Origin of the sequence: Amycolatopsis sp. cmx-11-12, from assembly GCF_046269425.1 — a bacterium.
Classification (GTDB): Bacteria; Actinomycetota; Actinomycetes; order Mycobacteriales; family Pseudonocardiaceae; genus Amycolatopsis.
Window position 1 is genome coordinate 1 of record NZ_JADNQM010000034.1, and the last position, 16740, is coordinate 16740.

At 66.2% G+C, this 16740-nt stretch carries 17 protein-coding genes and 1 rRNA gene; 13 read left to right on the forward strand and 5 right to left on the reverse strand.

Annotated features, from left to right (window positions below; genetic code table 11):
• Nucleotide 1: 1 nt before the first annotated feature.
• Nucleotides 2-118, forward strand: a 5S ribosomal RNA gene (rrf, locus tag ACLARN_RS34025).
• Nucleotides 119-431: 313 nt separating this feature from the next.
• Here the strand turns inward: rrf and ACLARN_RS34030 are convergent.
• The gene (locus ACLARN_RS34030; RefSeq protein WP_409495578.1) at nt 432-878 is read right to left on the reverse strand and encodes an Lrp/AsnC family transcriptional regulator; all 447 of its coding nucleotides are present in this window, start codon (nt 876-878) and stop codon (nt 432-434) included.
• Between the two features lie 107 nt (nt 879-985).
• On the opposite strand from ACLARN_RS34030, the gene ACLARN_RS34035 reads away from it, so the two are divergent.
• From ACLARN_RS34035 to ACLARN_RS34055, 5 genes are all read left to right on the forward strand, one after another.
• Nucleotides 986-1438 carry a rhodanese-like domain-containing protein gene (locus ACLARN_RS34035; RefSeq protein WP_409495579.1) on the forward strand — a complete coding sequence of 151 codons (453 nt, stop codon included), beginning with the start codon at nt 986-988 and terminating at the stop codon, nt 1436-1438.
• A gap of 85 nt (nt 1439-1523) precedes the next feature.
• Nucleotides 1524-2279 carry a type 1 glutamine amidotransferase gene (locus ACLARN_RS34040; protein ID WP_409495580.1) on the forward strand — a complete coding sequence of 252 codons (756 nt, stop codon included), beginning with the start codon at nt 1524-1526 and terminating at the stop codon, nt 2277-2279.
• A gap of 105 nt (nt 2280-2384) precedes the next feature.
• A complete protein-coding gene (locus tag ACLARN_RS34045) occupies nt 2385-3503 on the forward strand; it encodes an inorganic phosphate transporter (protein WP_409495664.1) in 1119 nt (372 codons plus the stop codon).
• Nucleotides 3504-3611: 108 nt separating this feature from the next.
• Nucleotides 3612-6584, forward strand: coding sequence for a bifunctional [glutamine synthetase] adenylyltransferase/[glutamine synthetase]-adenylyl-L-tyrosine phosphorylase (locus tag ACLARN_RS34050; protein WP_409495581.1), 2973 nt, complete (start codon nt 3612-3614; stop codon nt 6582-6584).
• A gap of 129 nt (nt 6585-6713) precedes the next feature.
• Nucleotides 6714-7148, forward strand: coding sequence for an acyl-CoA thioesterase (locus tag ACLARN_RS34055; protein ID WP_395883122.1), 435 nt, complete (start codon nt 6714-6716; stop codon nt 7146-7148).
• A gap of 88 nt (nt 7149-7236) precedes the next feature.
• Here ACLARN_RS34055 and glnA read toward each other — a convergent pair whose 3' ends face one another.
• Nucleotides 7237-8661 (reverse strand): type I glutamate--ammonia ligase, encoded by a 1425-nt coding sequence (gene glnA, locus ACLARN_RS34060; RefSeq protein WP_409495582.1) that lies wholly within the window; start codon nt 8659-8661, stop codon nt 7237-7239.
• 172 nt (nt 8662-8833) lie between these two features.
• On the opposite strand from glnA, the gene ACLARN_RS34065 reads away from it, so the two are divergent.
• On the forward strand, nt 8834-9319 hold the full coding sequence (locus ACLARN_RS34065; protein ID WP_409495583.1) for an RDD family protein: 486 nt from the start codon (nt 8834-8836) through the stop codon (nt 9317-9319).
• Between the two features lie 52 nt (nt 9320-9371).
• On the opposite strand, the gene ACLARN_RS34070 is transcribed toward ACLARN_RS34065, so the two are convergent.
• Nucleotides 9372-10325, reverse strand: coding sequence for a hypothetical protein (locus ACLARN_RS34070; protein ID WP_409495584.1), 954 nt, complete (start codon nt 10323-10325; stop codon nt 9372-9374).
• Between the two features lie 105 nt (nt 10326-10430).
• The gene (locus ACLARN_RS34075; RefSeq protein ID WP_409495585.1) at nt 10431-11159 is read right to left on the reverse strand and encodes a DUF4191 domain-containing protein; all 729 of its coding nucleotides are present in this window, start codon (nt 11157-11159) and stop codon (nt 10431-10433) included.
• A 63-nt stretch (nt 11160-11222) separates the two neighbouring features.
• Here ACLARN_RS34075 and ACLARN_RS34080 point away from each other — a divergent pair, with 63 nt between their 5' ends.
• From ACLARN_RS34080 to ACLARN_RS34105, 6 genes are all read left to right on the forward strand, one after another.
• Nucleotides 11223-13310: an ATP-dependent DNA helicase UvrD2 gene (locus ACLARN_RS34080; protein ID WP_409495586.1), complete on the forward strand. Its 2088-nt coding sequence runs from the start codon at nt 11223-11225 to the stop codon at nt 13308-13310.
• Between the two features lie 218 nt (nt 13311-13528).
• Nucleotides 13529-13795 carry a hypothetical protein gene (locus ACLARN_RS34085; RefSeq protein ID WP_409495587.1) on the forward strand — a complete coding sequence of 89 codons (267 nt, stop codon included), beginning with the start codon at nt 13529-13531 and terminating at the stop codon, nt 13793-13795.
• A 167-nt stretch (nt 13796-13962) separates the two neighbouring features.
• Nucleotides 13963-14346, forward strand: a complete 384-nt coding sequence (locus ACLARN_RS34090) for a WhiB family transcriptional regulator (protein ID WP_409495588.1) — start codon at nt 13963-13965, stop codon at nt 14344-14346.
• On the forward strand, nt 14343-14600 hold the full coding sequence (locus tag ACLARN_RS34095) for a hypothetical protein (protein WP_409495589.1): 258 nt from the start codon (nt 14343-14345) through the stop codon (nt 14598-14600). Before ACLARN_RS34090 ends, ACLARN_RS34095 begins: the two co-directional genes overlap by 4 nt.
• A 104-nt stretch (nt 14601-14704) precedes the next feature.
• On the forward strand, nt 14705-15574 hold the full coding sequence (locus tag ACLARN_RS34100) for a class I SAM-dependent methyltransferase (protein WP_409495590.1): 870 nt from the start codon (nt 14705-14707) through the stop codon (nt 15572-15574).
• On the forward strand, nt 15571-15750 hold the full coding sequence (locus ACLARN_RS34105; RefSeq protein WP_409495591.1) for a hypothetical protein: 180 nt from the start codon (nt 15571-15573) through the stop codon (nt 15748-15750). Before ACLARN_RS34100 ends, ACLARN_RS34105 begins: the two co-directional genes overlap by 4 nt.
• Before the next feature lie 5 nt (nt 15751-15755).
• On the opposite strand, the gene ACLARN_RS34110 is transcribed toward ACLARN_RS34105, so the two are convergent.
• Nucleotides 15756-16670, reverse strand: coding sequence for a hypothetical protein (locus ACLARN_RS34110; protein WP_409495665.1), 915 nt, complete (start codon nt 16668-16670; stop codon nt 15756-15758).
• Nucleotides 16671-16740: the final 70 nt, after the last annotated feature.

Sequence of the window (16740 nt, forward strand, 5' to 3'; positions counted from 1 at the left end):
TTTCGGTGGTTATAGCGTCAGGGAAACGCCCGGTCCCATTCCGAACCCGGAAGCTAAGCCTGACAGCGCCGATGGTACTGCAACCGAAGGGTTGTGGGAGAGTAGGACACCGCCGGACTAACATTGATAAAAGGGTCTGGGACCTGGTCGAGAACCCCTCAAGGTTCTCCCAGGTCCCAGACCCTTTTCTCATACCCAAAACCCGCCACACCCGTGATCAGATGGCGAACACACGTGCGTGAACGGAGAACACACGTGATCAGCCGGAGAACACGATGATCTCCAGCCAATCACGCGAGTTCTCCGCCTGAGCACACGAGATACGGGCTCAAGCACGGGAGTTACGGGTTAGGGCGGAGAGGGTCTCGCTTTCCCATACCCGCACCCGCCCGGCGATAGCAAAGGTCCCTTGCTCTCCCCGCCGCGGTCGTTCAGCTGCCTCGCCGGCCGACCGCTCTCCGGCGGACCGGCGACGAGAAGACCAGTGAGGTCGTCGTCTCCCCATAACGCTGCATCCGCTCAACGAGCTCCTCCAACTCCGCGGTGTTCCGACAGGCGACCCGCACCAGCCAACACTCATCGCCCGTGACGTGGTCGGCGTCGAGCACCTGGGGCAGCGGGAGGATGGCCTCGCGGAAACGAGCGGTGTCCAAACTCCGTACCTTGGCTCGAACCATCGCCTCGATGGGCAGCCCGAGCTTCGTCAGATCGACGTCGGCGCGGTACCCAGTGATGACCCCGTTCTCCTCGAGCCCTCGGACCCGCTCAGTCACCGCGGGCGCGGACAGTGACACCCGCCGGCCGAGCTCCGAGAAGGTCAGTCGCCCGTCGGACTGGAGCAATTCGAGTAGCTGCCAGTCGAGATCATCGAGGTTCACGGAACTCCAGGTCGATCGTCGTGCCAGCCAGGAATCTCCAGGCTAACCGGCGACAACACCTGGATTCTCCGATGTCCCGGTTGATCACTGATCAGCACGATTGAGGCATGACGATCGAACCCCGCGCGCTGACGTTCCCGGCTCTCGACAGTGCGACCGCGGCCACGCACCTTCGCGCCGAACTCGCCCTCGACGTGGACCCCGACGACTTGGCTCGCGATCTCACTGCCGGCACTCAGCGCGGCTACGTGGTCGTCGAAACACGGGCTCCCGGAGCGTTCGCATCTGCTCGCATCCCCGGCGCGATCAATCTCCCGTACCGGGATCTGACCCCAGAGTCGGTCAGCCAGCTCGATCGCGACCTCGTCTATGTCTGCTACTGCGAGAGCATCCACTGCAACGCCGCGACCAAGGGCGCCCTGAAGCTCGCGGAACTCGGCTTCAAGGTTAAACGCCTGTCTGGCGGGATCAGCTCCTGGCAAGCAGCCGGTTACCCCGTTGACCGGGACACCCCCGACCTCTCCCTCACCTCCACGCCCTCTCCACGCTGCGCCTGTTGACCAAGGGAGCAGGGGACCTTTGCTATCGCCCCTCCCGAGCGATAGCAAAGGTCCCCTGCTCTCCCGGCGGTCGTAGGCTGGGGTGGTGACCGCTCCCAAGCTGCTCGTCATCCAGCCAGACGAATCAGATCCGATCGGCCCTCTCGGCGACTGGCTCACCGAGGCAGGGGCTGAGCTCGACATCCGGTTGCTGCCCGATCAGGATCTTCCTGCCGATCTTGATGGATACGCGGGCGTCGTGTGCCTGGGTGGAGGGATGGGCGCGAACGATGACGCCGCCCATCCGTGGCTCGCGGACGTGCGGAAGCTTCTTGCGAACGCGGTCGGCGCTCGCATCCCGACGCTCGCGATCTGCCTGGGCGGTCAGCTCCTGGCGACGGCCTTGGGGGGAGTCGTCGTGACAGGCGATCAAGGACCCGAAGTCGGCCCGGGGCTAGTGTCCAAGAAGGACGCGGCCTGGTCTGATCCGCTCTTCGCCGACCTGCCGCTCATGCAGGATGTTCTGCAGTTCCACAACGACGCCATCAGCCGGCTGCCCGCAGGCGCTGAACTTCTCGCTTCGTCGCCGCGCTATCCCCACCAGGCCTTCCGATTCGACCGTTGTGCCTACGGTGTCCAGTTTCATATCGAGACAACACCGGACATCGTCCTCGACTGGGCGCGGCAGTCGCCGGAAATGGCGGAACTCACCCGGCCGGACGCACTGACCCCGGAAAATCTTGCTCGGGTGCATGCCGATATCACCGAAACCTGGCGACCGTTCGCGCATCGCTTCGTCCGACTGGTGTCCGGCGACCTCGCCCCGGCTGCGGAACGTCAACGTACATTGCCGATGGCTTAACGGCCTATGTCTCAAATGCGTATGGGTTGTTAACGCTCTGCTCTTGTGGTCAGGTACCTTGCGAAGGGAGTTTCGAAGGGTTCGGAGGTCGGGGTGGAGCCCTCAGTGTTGGTCGTGCTCGTCGTCGTCACGGCCCTAATTTTCGATTTCACAAACGGGTTCCACGACACGGCAAACTCGATGGCGACGTCGATCGCCACCGGGGCACTGCGCCCCAAGGTGGCGGTGACGATCTCCGCGGTCCTGAACCTGGTCGGAGCGTTCCTGTCGGTCGAAGTGGCCAAGACCATCTCGAATGGACTGGTCGACGACACCAAGATTGGCCCAGCGATCGTCTTCGGTGGTCTGGTCGGGGCGATCGTCTGGAACCTGGTCACATGGTTCGTCGGACTGCCGTCCAGTTCGTCCCACGCGTTGTTCGGTGGCTTGATCGGCGCGACGTGGGTATCGGCCGGAACCGACTCGGTCCACTTCGGAAAGATCATCGAGAAGGTGCTCGTTCCCGCTGCACTGTCGCCGGTCCTGGCAGGCCTCGTAGCGATGATCGTGACGTACTTCGTCTACCGGATCTTCGTCCGCCGGGGCCGTACTGCCGGCTTCCGCGTTGGACAGATCATCTCGGCTTCGCTCGTCTCGCTCGCCCATGGCACGAATGACGCGCAGAAGACCATGGGTGTCATCACGCTGACGATGATCACTGCCGGAACCCTGCCTGCCGGGGCTGGACCGCCGCTCTGGGTGATCGTGAGCGCGGCGCTGGCCTTGGCACTCGGCACGTACCTGGGTGGCTGGCGAATCACCTATACGCTGGGCAAGGGCCTGACGGACATCGATGGCCCGCAGGGCTTCGCGGCACAGACCAGTTCGGCGGCGGTCATCCTCGCCTCGACGAACTTCGGTTTTCCCCTTTCGACGACCCACGTCTGCTCGGGCGGCATCGTCGGATCCGGCGTAGGCAGGAATGAGGCGCCGGTCCGCTGGCGCACAGCCGGCCGCATGGTGATCGCCTGGCTATTCACACTCCCGGCGGCGGCCATCGTCGGAGCCGCGGCCGGTCTCGTCACTTCGACTGGCACCGTGGGCACCATCGCCGTCGGTGTCGCGGGCCTGGTGATCGGAATCGGGATCTACCTGCTTTCGCGGCGGAGCCCCGTCAACGCCGGCAGCTTCACCACCCCAGCCCCGACCGCTCCTGAGCCGGAAATCGGCAAGATCGCCGCTTAGGGAAGCAGGGGACCTTTGCTATCGCCTCCACTCGGCGATAGCAAAGGTCCCCTGCTTCCTTGCGCGTCCACCTGGTCATGGGCGGAACGGCGACTACGGTGGAAGCCGATGGTTGAGCGTGCCAGGCCGACCGCTTCCGTGGCGAGATACGGCTTCACCGACCCCCGTGCCGACGGGCAGCTTCGTGCTGCCGGTTGGTGGACCGAATCCGGCCCGGACAGCGCCGCGGTCGACGTGTTGTCAGCGCTTTCCCGTGCGGCGGACCCCGATCTCGCCTTGAGCGGGCTCGACCGGATCAGGGAAGCCGACCCCGTCGCCTGGACCGCGCTCGACCAGGCGCTTCGGACGAACCGCACCTTCCGCGGCGGGGTGCTCGGTGTTCTGGGCACCTCGAGCGCGCTCGCGGACTTCCTGGTCGCCAACACCGACTGCTGGAAGACCCTCGAAGTCGAGAAGAGCACTGAGCCGGATCAGTACGTGAGCCGACTCCTCGACCATTTGCGGCCGGAAGGCGAATTGCTCACCGGGCTCGAGTCAGAGCAGGCCCTCCGCGTCGGATACCGCGAGCTGCTTCTCGGAATCGCTGCGGCCGACCTCGGTCATCTCGTCGAACCCGGCCTCCACCAGCCGCCCTATGCCGAGATCGGGGCTCAGCTCACCAAGCTGGCCGAGGCCGCACTATCGGTCGGCCTTCTGGTCGCGGAGTCAGAAGTAGGCGCCGGTGTCGAAGGCCGGTTGGCCGTGATCGCGATGGGCAAATGTGGCGGTCGCGAGCTGAACTATGTGAGTGACGTGGATGTCATCTTCGTCGGTGACGGAGATCTTTCGGTCGCGACGCGGCTGGCCAGCACGATGATGCGTGTAGTCGGCAAGGCCTGCTTCGAGGTCGACGCGGCGTTGCGTCCGGAGGGCAAGGCGGGCGCGTTGGTCCGGACCCTCGACGGGCACGCCGCTTACTACCAGAAGTGGGCCAAGACCTGGGAGTTCCAGGCCTTGCTCAAAGCGCGGCCGGTCGCAGGCGACGCCGAGCTCGGGCGTCAGTACGCGGAGATGGTCGCGCCGAAGGTGTGGGCGGCGGCCGATCGGGAGAATTTCGTCCCCGAGGTGCAGAAGATGCGGCGCCGCGTCGAAGGCCATGTGCCGTCCGCGCACGCCGAACGAGAGCTGAAGCTGGGACGCGGGGGCCTTCGCGACGTCGAGTTCGCCGTGCAATTGCTGCAACTGGTCCACGGTCGAATCGACGCCGAGTTGCGTTCTCCGTCCACGATGGACGCTCTCGCAGCCCTGGGGGAAGGCGGGTACGTCGGCCGCACGGATGCCGCAGAGCTCGGATCGTCGTACGAGTTCCTCCGGACCATCGAGCATCGGCTCCAGCTTCGCCGACTACGGCGTACGCACCTGTTCCCCGCCGCTTCGGATGCCAGTGAGCTTCGAACGATCGCGAGGGCGAGCGGAGTACGGCCCGTCCGGGGCAGGAGCGAAGGCGATGTACTGCTGGCGGAGTTCCGACGTCACTTGCAGAGCATTCGCCGTCTTCACGAAAAGCTCTTCTACAGGCCGCTGCTGCAATCCGTCGCGAATGTGCCGACCGAAGCACTGCGGCTGACGACGAAACAAGCGGAAAGCCGTCTTGCCGCGCTCGGTTATGCCGCACCGGATGGAGCGCTGCAGCACATCAAGGCGCTGACCGCGGGAATGTCTCGGCGGGCGGCCATTCAACAGGCTCTGCTGCCGGTCTTGCTGGATCTTCTCGCCGACACCCCGGATCCGGACCGAGGACTGCTGTCCTACCGCAAGGTCTCGGAGGCGCTCGAAGAAACGCCGTGGTATCTCAGGGTTCTTCGGGACGAGGGTGCGGTCGTCGAGCGGCTTGCCTTCCTGCTTGGCACGTCGCGGTTGGTGCCCGACCTGCTGGCGAGAGCGCCGGAAGTGCTGCAGTTGCTCGGCGACCCTGCTCGGCTGGCCGGTCGCACTCCCGCGGAAGTGGCTACTTCGCTGCGGGCCGCGGTGCGCCGGCAGCCAGGTTTGAACGCCGCGGTCACCGCCGCGAGATCACTGCGTCGGCACGAGATGCTGAGGATCGCGTCGGCCGACTTGCTGGGGTTGCTCGATGTCCCGTCCGTCTGCGATGCGTTGTCGAGTGTGTGGGTCGCTGTGTTGCAAGGTGCCTTGGCCGCTGCTTATCGCCAGCGTCAGGCAGAACTCGGCCGGACACCCGCGAAGATCGCCGTCATCGGCATGGGTCGACTTGGTGGGGCCGAACTCGGGTACGGCTCCGATGCGGACGTCCTCTTCGTATGCGAGCCGGACGAGGGGGTGTCCGACGCTGAAGCAGCGAAGTTCGCTTCCTCGGTCGCCGAGACGGTTCGTAAGATTCTTGGTGCGCCCAGCACCGACCCGGCCTTGGTCGTTGACGCCGATCTCCGCCCGGAGGGGCGGAGCGGGCCATTGGTGCGGACGCTGGAGTCCTACCGCAGCTACTACGGGCGGTGGGCAGAGGTCTGGGAATCGCAGGCGCTTCTCCGTGCCCGGTTCATCGCCGGTGATGACGATCTGGGTGCGCGGTTCATCGAGATGATCGACCCCATTCGATATCCCGAGGAGGGACTCGACGCGGTTCGAGTGCGCGAGATCAGGCGGATCAAGGCGCGCGTGGAGAGGGAGCGGATGCCGAAGGGCGCTGACCCGACCCGGCACACGAAACTCGGCCGCGGCGGGCTCGCGGACGTGGAGTGGACCGTGCAGCTCATGCAACTGCGCCATGGCAACGAAATAGCAGGCCTTCGGACCACATCGACGACTGAAGCGCTGAAGGCCGCCGTGGAAGCCGGGCTCGCTGAGCCCGCCGAGATCGAATCTTTGACCGAGGCCTGGCTACTGGCGACGCGCGTGCGGAACGCCGGGATGCTGGTCAGGGGTAAAGCCGTCGACGAGATCCCCAGCTCCGGCCGCGATCTCGCCGCGGTCGCCCGGGTGCTCGGCTACTCCGCCGATGACGATCCCGGTGAGTTCCTCGACGCCTACCGGCGGACGACGCGGCGTGCTCACGCTGTGGTGGAGACGCTCTTCTACCAGGACTGACCGCTCTGACCTGCGGGAAGTGAGCAAGGGACCTTTGCTATCGCCTGCCGCGCGTGGACGAGGCGATAGCAAAGGTCCCTTGCTCACACTTGGGCGTCGCGGACGGAGAGCGGCACTTACAGTGGACCGGTGACTGTGCGCGAGCCGTTTCGCACCCGGATCAAGGTGCGCCATTACGAGCTGGACACTCTTGGCCATCTCAACCACGCCGTCTACCACTCGTACGGCGAGGTCTCCAGACTCGAGCTGATGGAGCTCGCCGGTGGCCTCAACTCAGGCATGCGAGACGCGAATCTCGCCTTCGTGCTGCTTGAGTCCCACATCGTGTTCCGGCGCGAGCTTCGGGCCGGCGATGTCGTCGACGTGACCTGTGACGCCAAATTCGGTACCGGCAAGACCTTCCACATGGACTCGAACATCTACAAGGCCGATGGGACTCTCTCCGCGGAGATCACGTGCACCCTGGGGCTGATGGATCTCGAGCGACGCAAGCTGGTGGACGACCCACGCGGCCGTATCGAGCGAGCGGGTGTCGACCTGAAGGTTCTCTCCACTTCGGAGTAGCCGAGCCGCCGGACCACAAGAAACGCCGGTGGTGAGGGCGTTTCCGCGCCTCACCACCGGCGTGCTCTTGGTGTTGCTACCGCACGACTTACACGTCGTAGTACAGCGAGAACTCGTACGGGTGCGGGCGCAGCCGCAGCGGGTCGATCTCGTTCTCACGCTTGTAGGAGATCCACGTGTCGATCACGTCGGGGGTGAACACGCCACCCTCGAGCAGGTAGTCGTGGTCGGCTTCCAGCGTGTCGAGAACCGCGCCGAGGTCGCCAGGAACGAGCTTGACGTTCTGGGCCTCCTCCGGCGGGAGCTCGTAGAGGTCCTTGTCGATGGGCTCCGGCGGCTCGATCTTGTTCTTGATGCCGTCGAGGCCGGCCATCATCATCGCCGAGAACGCCAGGTACGGGTTGCCGGACGAGTCCGGACACCGGAACTCGGCGCGCTTGGCCTTCGGGTTGTTGCCCGTGATGGGGATACGGACACAAGCCGACCGGTTCCGCTGCGAGTACACCAGGCTGACCGGCGCTTCGAAGCCCGGCACGAGCCGGTGGTACGAGTTGACGGTCGGGTTGGTGAACGCCAGCAGGCTCGGCGCGTGCTTGAGCAGGCCGCCGATGTAGTGGCGGGCGGTGTCGGACAGCCCCGCGTAACCCGACTCGTCGTGGAACAGCGGCGTGCCGTCCTTCCACAGCGACTGGTGGCAGTGCATACCCGAGCCGTTGTCACCGGCGAGCGGCTTCGGCATGAACGTCGCGGTCTTGCCGGCGGCGAACACGGTGTTCTTCACGATGTACTTGAACAGCTGCAGGTCGTCCGCAGCGTGCAGCAGCGTGTTGTACTTGTAGTTGATCTCGGTCTGACCGGCGGTGCCCACCTCGTGGTGCGCGCGCTCGATCTCGAAACCGGAGCCCTGGAGTTTGCGGACGATCTCGTCGCGCAGGTCGGCGAAGTGGTCGACCGGCGGGACGGGGAAATAGCCGCCCTTGAACTTCGTCTTGTAACCCTGGTTGCCACCCGGCACGTCGGCACCGGTGTTCCACCAGCCTTCGACAGAGTCGATCTCGTGGAACGAGGCGTGCTCGGCGGAGTCGAACCGGATCGAGTCGAAGATGTAGAACTCGGCCTCCGGGCCGAAGAACACGTTGTCGGCGACGCCGTACTCGGAGATGTACTGCTCGGCCTTGCGCGCGATGTTGCGCGGGTCGCGGCTGTACGCCTCGCGGGTGAACGGGTCGTGCACGAAGAAGTTCAGCGAGAGCGTCTTCGCCTTACGGAACGGGTCGATACGCGCAGTCTCGGCGTCCGGGAGGAGCAGCATGTCGGATTCGTGGATCGACTGGAAACCACGCACCGAGGAGCCGTCGAAGGCCAGGCCTTCTTCATAGGCTTCTTCGTTGAACGCCTTCGCCGGAACGGTGAAGTGCTGCATAACGCCGGGCAGGTCGCAGAACCTGACGTCGACGACCTCTACGTTCTCGTCGGCGATAAGGCGCTGAATGTCGTCTGGAGTAGTGGGCACCCTCGGTGACTCCTTCTCGTTCGTTGCCGGCGGCAGTACTCTCTTCGGCTCACGCTAAGAGCGCGGTGTTGCCCGACCGTCACCCGTATGTTTCGCCGGTGTTAACGGGGCGGCGATATCGGGTAGTCGACCAGGGCGAATGTGTCCCGCGCCACCGGCATACCCTGGATGGGTGGCGAGATGGACCGGAGAATGGCTGCCCGGAGCCGGGGACGGAACGACGGCCGGTGGCGAGGGTACGCAGCGGTGGCGTGGTGAGCGACTCGGCTTGCCCCAATCGGGTGTCGGGTCCGTGGCGAGCGGCGGGCCGCGTCTCCTCGGGTTGATCATCGATCTGGTCCTCGCCTCATTGGTCACCGCTCTCTTCGTGAAGCCGAGCTTCCAGGATCCGACCGTTATGCAGACGTTCAACCTCTGGTCAGTAGGCGTCTGGGCGGTCATCACGGTCATTCCCGCGACCTTCTTCGGCTTCACGCCCGGGATGGCAGCGGTCGGAATCCGCGTCGCCAGGCTCGACGGTGGGCAAATGGTCGGAGCGTGGCGAGCCGTCGTGCGAGCGGCACTGACCTTCGTGATCCTCCCGGCCGCGTTCCGCAACATCGACGGGCGAAGCTGGCTCGACCGGCTGACCGGAACCGTCGTGATCCGGATGCGATGACCTCGGCTGGGGGAGCAAGGGACCTTTGCTCTCCTCCCGGGCACCGGCTGTGTCAGGCGGCGGGTGTCGCGGGATCGCTGCCGAACTCCGGAGGCGGTCGTTGCCGAGCGCGCCGGTGAGCAGCTCGCAGTTCCTGGATCACCACCAGCGGCTGGTCTCGGAGTCGCGCCGGGCTTACTTGGACGACGATGAGACCGGCGGCGGCCAAAGTGGGTGTCTCCGATGGGCTGCTCGGATCGAGAGCGACCTCGTCGTAGCGGATCTGCATGGCGACACCGACCTTCGGCCACCAGGCGTCGGCGACACCGATGACCTGTCCGTCCGAGGTCCGTAATACGGCTTTCCGCATTGGCCTGGGCAACCCGCTGCGCTCGAGTGCGGTCTCCAGCCATTGCTCGACGGCCGAGTCGACGCCGTCTTGGAGGGCGCCGACAACGATCCGGGGGAGTGCCGAGCCGATCGTGCTTGCCTGCGCCAACTCCTCTCGTAGTTCCTCTGGAGTGCAGAGTCCGCGATGGACCGCATCGTGGATCATCGCCCGCACGGACTGGAGTTCGTCCATACGTCGAGCCGCGTCGATCAGGGCCCTGGCGAGCGGAGCGACCGGCAGCCCGTCGATCTCCACCGGTTCCGGCAGGTGGATCGTTCGTTCGACGACGGCGAATCCCCAGGTGGCGACCTTGCTCTGGTGGGGGATCAAGGTGTGAGCCCGTCTTTCCGGCGGAAGTCTTCGGACTCCGTACAACCGGGCCGCCTGGACTCCGGTGAGCATCGCGTCCGGGCCCGCGTGGGTCAGCGCGACCTTCAGAAGCTGACGCATGGTCGGCGTGGCGTTGGTCAGGAGAATGACGCCGGGAATCGGACGTCGCCACGGGCCGCCTTCGCGGCAACGGCGAGAGATCCAGGAGTGGGAGTGCCCCAGGGCGACAAGTTTCGCCCGGGCGGCCACGCCGTCCGGGAACATCGCTGCCAGCGTCTTCTGCAAGACGCTCTGGGTTCCGTCCACACAGTGATCATGCGACCACCCACCGACAGTTTTTGTCCGGCGACAGATCAGGGGTCCTTTACTACCGCTCGCGGCGGTAGTAAAGGACCCCTGATACTCGTTTGGTCAGCGGCGGCGGATGGTGCGCTGGACGTTGCGCATCTTCGCGCCGGCAGGCATCGGGCCCTTGGGCATCGCGGCGCCCCGGCTGCCGAGGGCGGCCAGCTTCGCTTCCAGCGCGTCGACCTGGGCGGGCTTGAGGTTGCGCGGGAGCTTCGTGAGGTAGCCCTGCAGCTTCTTCAGCGGCACCTGCTGCTCTTCGTTCCCGATGATCACGTTGTAGATCGGGGTCTCACCGATCAAGCGGGACACCCGCTTCTTCTCCTGCGCGAGCAGGGACTTCACGCGGTGCGGCGCGCCTTCGGCGACAAGCACGACACCCGGGCCGCCGAGCACTCGGTGCACGGCGTCGAGCTGGGTCGTGGCCGCCACGGTCGGCGTCACCTTCCAGCGGCCTCGCATGTTCTCGAGTGCCCAGGCCGCGGCACCCGGCTGTCCGTCGGCCTTCGAGTACACGGTCTTCTGAACCCGCCTGCCGAAGATGATCACAGCGGCGAGTGCGCCGAGCAGGATGCCCAGAGGCAGCACCACCCAGTGGACGTCGAAGATGAACCCGATGCCGAATACGACACCGGTGATGACCAGGAGCGATCCGGCCATCCAGGGGATGAGCGCCTTGTCTTCCTTGCGCTGCATCTTGAAGGCCTCGAAGATCTGCCCGCGGCGAGCCTTGCTCGCGGCGCGCTTCTCCTTCTTGGCCAGCTTCGCTGCTTCCTTGTCCTGCTTTCCCGCCATGTGACCAGGATACGGCCGCGTGCCCTGCGTCGATCCCGTCGGGCCCTCTGCGAGGATCGGAGTGTGGTTAGCGCATCGTCCCCGAAGAGTCGTCCAGGCCTGCTCGATGGGCTCGATCCCGAGCAACGCGCCGCCGCCTGCGCGCCGAGGGGGCCGGTCTGTGTCCTCGCGGGAGCGGGAACCGGCAAGACTCGGACGATCACGCACCGCATCGCCCACCTTGTTCGTTCCGGGCACGTCGCCGCTGGTCAGGTCCTCGCAGTCACCTTCACGACCCGCGCCGCGGGCGAGATGCGCGCACGTCTTCGGGGGCTGGGTGTCGACGCCGCCCAGGCGCTCACTTTCCACGCTGCCGCTCGCCGCCAGCTCCGGTATTTCTGGCCCCAGGTCGTCGGGGATCGGCCATGGGAGCTGCTCGAGAACAAGTTCCGCTACGTCAGCCAGGCCGCCAACAAGGCAGGTCTCGGCACCGAGACAGAACTCCTGCGCGACCTCGCCAGTGAGATCGAGTGGAGCAAGGCCTCTTTGGTATCGCCGGACGACTATCCGGCCGTCGCCGCGCGCACGCAGCGGGACACACCCGCACCCGCGTCGCAGGTCGCGGAGGTCTATCGCAACTACGAGAAGGTCAAGAACGCCGCCCAGGTTCTCGACTTCGACGACCTGCTCCTGCACACCACCGCCGTTCTCGAGGAGCACACGGTGGTGGCCCAGGAGTTCCGCGAACGCTACCGCTGTTTCGTCGTCGACGAGTACCAGGACGTCACCCCGCTGCAGCAGCGGCTGCTCGACGCATGGCTCGGCGGCCGCGACGACCTGACCGTGGTCGGCGATGCCAACCAGACCATCTACTCGTTCGGTGGTGCCTCTCCCCGTCCGCTGCTGGAGTTCACTCGGCGGTTCCCCGAGGCGACGGTCGTGAGGCTCGAGCGGGACTACCGCTCGACTCCCGAGGTCGTCGCTCTAGCCAATCAGGTGATCGGCGCCGCGCGCGGCCGTCCCGCGGGGTCGAGGCTGAAGCTCATCGGCCAGCGTCCTTCGGGGCCCGTCCCGCGGTTCGCCGAGTATGACGACGAGACGGCCGAAGCCGCCGCTGTCGCGCGCAGGATCCGGGATCTGCTCGACGGCGGAGTGGCGGCCAGCGAGATCGCGGTGCTCTACCGGGTCAACGCCCAGTCAGAGGCCTACGAGCAGGCGTTGGCTGAGATGGGTATCCCCTACCTCGTCCGCGGCGGCGAACGGTTCTTCGCCAGGGCCGAGGTCCGGCAGGCGATGTCCGCGTTGCGGATGGCTTCGACCGACGCGGACACCGGCGAGATGGTGACCAGGGTCCGCTCCGTGCTCGCGAAAGTAGGGCTCACCGATCAGCCTCCGGCCGGAGGTGCGGCGAAAGAGCGGTGGGACGCGCTCCTGTCGATCGTCGAGTTGGCCGAGGAGCTGGCTTCCACCGTCGACGACGCGGATCTGCCCCGATTCGTGGCGGAGCTCGAACAGCGGGCGAGCGCGCAACATCCGCCGACGGTGGAGGGCATCACCTTGGCCTCGCTGCACGCGGCGAAGGGGCTCGAATGGGACGCTGTGTTCCTTGTGGGGCTCGCCGAGGGGACCATGCCGATCCTCCACGCCGATGGTGACGACGCCGCCATCGAGGAAGAGCGCCGTCTCTTCTACGTCGGCGTCACTCGAGCACGAGAGCACCTCTCGCTGTCGTGGGCCCTGGCCAGGACGTCGGGAAACCGCCGCAATCGGCGACGCAGCCGCTTCCTGTACGGCCTGATCCCTGAAGACCACCCGGCGGCGAGGGTCGCCCGATCGCAGCAGCCGAAGCAGTCCGGCAACAAGGCGCGATGCCGGGTGTGCGGCGGTCCGCTGCTGGAGACCTTGGACATCAAGCTGGGACGCTGTTCTCGTTGCCCGTCCAATGTGGATGAGCAGCTGCTCGAGAAGCTGAAGTCCTGGCGAGGGGAACGCTCCCGTGAGCTCAAGGTGCCGGCCTTCGTCGTCTTCACGGACGCGACGCTGGTCGCCATCGCCGAACAGCGGCCGACCGATGACACAGCGTTGTGCGCCATCTCCGGGATCGGCGCGACGAAGCTCGAACGCTTCGGAGCGGAGGTTCTCGACGTCGTGCGGGCTTCGGTGGAGTCTTGACCGCGCCCCAGGCTTGATCCACGCGGCGAACCCGCTGCTCAGAGCCGATCTTCGTAGCTTCGACGGTTTTTCTGGAAAATAAGTTGCCCCGGTATGGTCAGGGGCAATAACCTGCAAGTACCGGGCGCGGGAAGCGCCTGGGATGGGGAAGAACTTCTACAACACAGCGTAGACCGCAGGGCGGTTCGCGCGCGACAGAGAAAGGTGGTGCCGGTGAAATGACGATCAAGATGATGCTCACGAACCCCGGTACCCGTCTGTCCTGCGTCGCGGAAGTCCCGCAGGCTCAGCGCCAGGGCACCTTCATGCCCGTGAGCATCCTCGCCGCCCGCGGCGGCCAGCGTTTCGACCTGAGCCGGATCGCCGCTGACAAAACCTTCGCGCACGCTGCCGCCTTCGGTGGAGCGTACGTGAATGGTGGCGTCGATCTGCCGGTCATCAAGCAGTTCCGTGTTCCGTTGTCCATACGGGAGCGAAGTTCCTGACCTAGTCAGGACTAGAGGCTCACGAAGGCCGCGGAACCGGTTACCGGATCCGCGGCCTTCGTGTTTTTTGCTGCACAAACAAGTTGGCTGCACAACCTAATTGGGGTTCAGCGTTGTCCAGTTCCACCGTCAGTACGAAATCCGTCACGGAACAGAGGAGTGCACTCATGTCATCGGCCATAGCTTTCGCGCCGGAGGAGGCCCTGCCCTTCGCCGACTCCGGCGTCGTCGACCTGCTCGACGCCCTCGACTCGCCTGAGTCGATGCTTCCCTGCCGTTCGGGCGACGCGGACCTTTGGTTCGCCGAGTCACCGGCAGAACTCGAGCGTGCGAAGGCGTTCTGCGCGGACTGCCCGGTCCGTTCAGCCTGCCTCGCGGGCGCCCTTTCGCGGCGTGAGCCGTGGGGTGTCTGGGGTGGGGAGATCTTCGAGCGCGGCGTGGTCGTCGCGCGGAAGCGGCCCCGTGGCCGCCCCCGGAAGAACCCGGTCGTCGAGCCCGCCGTCGAGGCTCGTCCCGTCGTGCGCAAGGTCGAGCGGAGCGCAGCGGCATGACCGTCGAACCCATCACCACCAGGGATTACGAGGCGCGAACCGGTAACCGGACTCTCGCGTCGGCCAAAGTGAACGAGATCAAGGTCGAGGAGACCAGCGAAATGTTGCTTTATGAAGAACTGTCCAGGGCCCGAATACGAGACCTCGAGGAGGGAGTCCGCGCCCAGCGGGCTCGAAGCGGCCCACGCGCCGTACGCAGGTGGACCAGGGTCGCACGATGGGCGACCCGGCGAGCCGAGCACCTTCAGGCCTGACCACTCGGGGGAGCGGGGGACCTTTGCTATCGCGCGGCGATAGCAAAGGTCCCCCGCTCCCCCTTTGGGGCGTGGTGCGGCTTGGTGTGGTGTTCACTGGGGGAATGGCCGTACACACGCACGACGATATCGACTGGGCGGAGCGGCTTCGGTCGCTGCGCATGGCCGAAGCACTCGACGCCGAGTCGACGCGAGTGGCGGCCCGTCGGCTGCTGGAAGGCATGCCGGCGGGGCCGACCATCCTCGACGTCGGCTGCGGTGCGGGCGGGATGAGCGTGCTCTTCGCCGAGGAGCTCACCTCCGCCGACGCCAGGATCGTGCTGGTCGACGCGACAGAGCACCTGCTGGACGAAGCGCACCGGCGTGTCAGCGCGGCCGCGGGGGACAGGGCCACCGTCGAGACGATCCACGCCGACGTGGCCGACGACGGGTTGCCCGCCCGGCTTCCTCCGGCCGATCTGGTCTGGGCTTCCCGCGTGGTTCACCACCTGCCCGATCAGCAGGCCGCCATCGACACCCTCGCTCGGCTCGCGCGCCCTGGTGGGCTGGTAGCCATTTCCGAGGGCGGATTGGACTTCAACTGTCTCCCTTGGGATCTCGGTATCGGTCGCCCAGGGCTCGAGGAGCGACTGCTCGCCGCGCGAGGTGAGTGGTTCGCCGAGATGCGGGCGGGTATCCCCGGCTCCGTCTCCATGCCCTACGGCTGGAACGTCGCACTCCAGCGGGCCGGTCTCGACGACGTCGACTCCTTCGGGGTGCTCATCCACCACCCGGCGCCTGGGCCGGAGCTGCTGCGCGAGTTCGTGATCGAGCGGGTGACCTGGCTGGCCGAGGTGGCAGGCGACCTTCTGAGCAGCGACGATCGCGAGACCGCGGCCACCTTGGTGGATCCGGCGAGCCCCGCCTTCCTCGGTGCGCGCCAGGATCTGTTCCTCCAGGGGGCGAAGACGATCCATTGTGGACGGCGGTCGTGAGCGACCAGGTCGGCTGCTCGTTGTGCGGCCGGATCCGTGGTGCGGACGAGGAGCCCGCGCAGACGCTCGCCTGGGTTTCCACCCGCGAGAAGAACGTCGTGCGCTGGATGTGTCCAACCTGCGCTCGCCGCCACACCCGCGACATCGAGGGAAAGCTGCCGGACGAGTACTGGTGAGCCCTTCAAGCGGCGTCGTTGATCCGGCCGATCGTGCGGACCTTCGGCCGCGGCGTCCTCGCCGCCTCGGCGTACGCCCTGACGAGCTCGGCCGCGACCTCCAGCGGAACCTTCCTCAGCTGGTCGATGGTGCAGCGGACCAGCACTGTTCCGGTTGCGGTCAGCGCCAGAGGATGGAAGTTCGCGGCGCCTTGTTTCGGGACACGGAATTGCCACGCCAGGCCGATGTCGTCCCACCAGGCGTCGGCAGCGCCGATGGGACGCCCGCGCCGGTCGCAGATCGTCATGTTCCACGACGGCGAGGGCAGCGGGCACCCGTCGAGGACCTTCCTCGCCAGCCCATGCGCGTAGGTCTCTTCGGGATCGACGCGGCGTAGCGCCGCACGGACCGCGGCTGAGCCTCGCCGGTTACCGGAGTCGAGCTCTTCGCTGAGCTCTTCGACCGTGCAGAGCCCCCAATACACCGGTAGCGAGATCAGCTCGTCGATCCGTGCCGGATCGACCTCCAGCCGGGCCAGATCGAGCGCGGCCCTGGCCGGCGGGGCGAACGGGACGCCGTCGATCAAGATCGGCGGCGGCATCCGCGTGGTTCTTCGGGGCAGCATGCCGGGTTCCGCCGGCATGCGTCGATAGTCGGGGACGAGGAGATGGACCTCCCGCGTCACCGGGCAGTCCACGCCTCGCGCGCGAAGCGCGTCGGCGCCCGTCACCACCACGTCCGGACCGAACCGCGCGACGGCGGCTTGCAGCAGTTGAAGCCGGGTGGGCGCGCAGTCGCGCAACAAGATCACACCCGGCATCAGCCTTCGCCAAGGACCGCCAGGGCCGCAGAGCTTCGCGGCGTAACGCGCGGTCACGCCCGCCTTGCGCAGCTCCCGGCTGGTGATGATCCCGGATTCGCAGGTGTTACTGAGCGCCATGAGCCGGGCGCTTCGTGTAGTGGTCATGAATCGAGGATGACCGTTGGGCCGTCCGGGTGGAACCACTTCC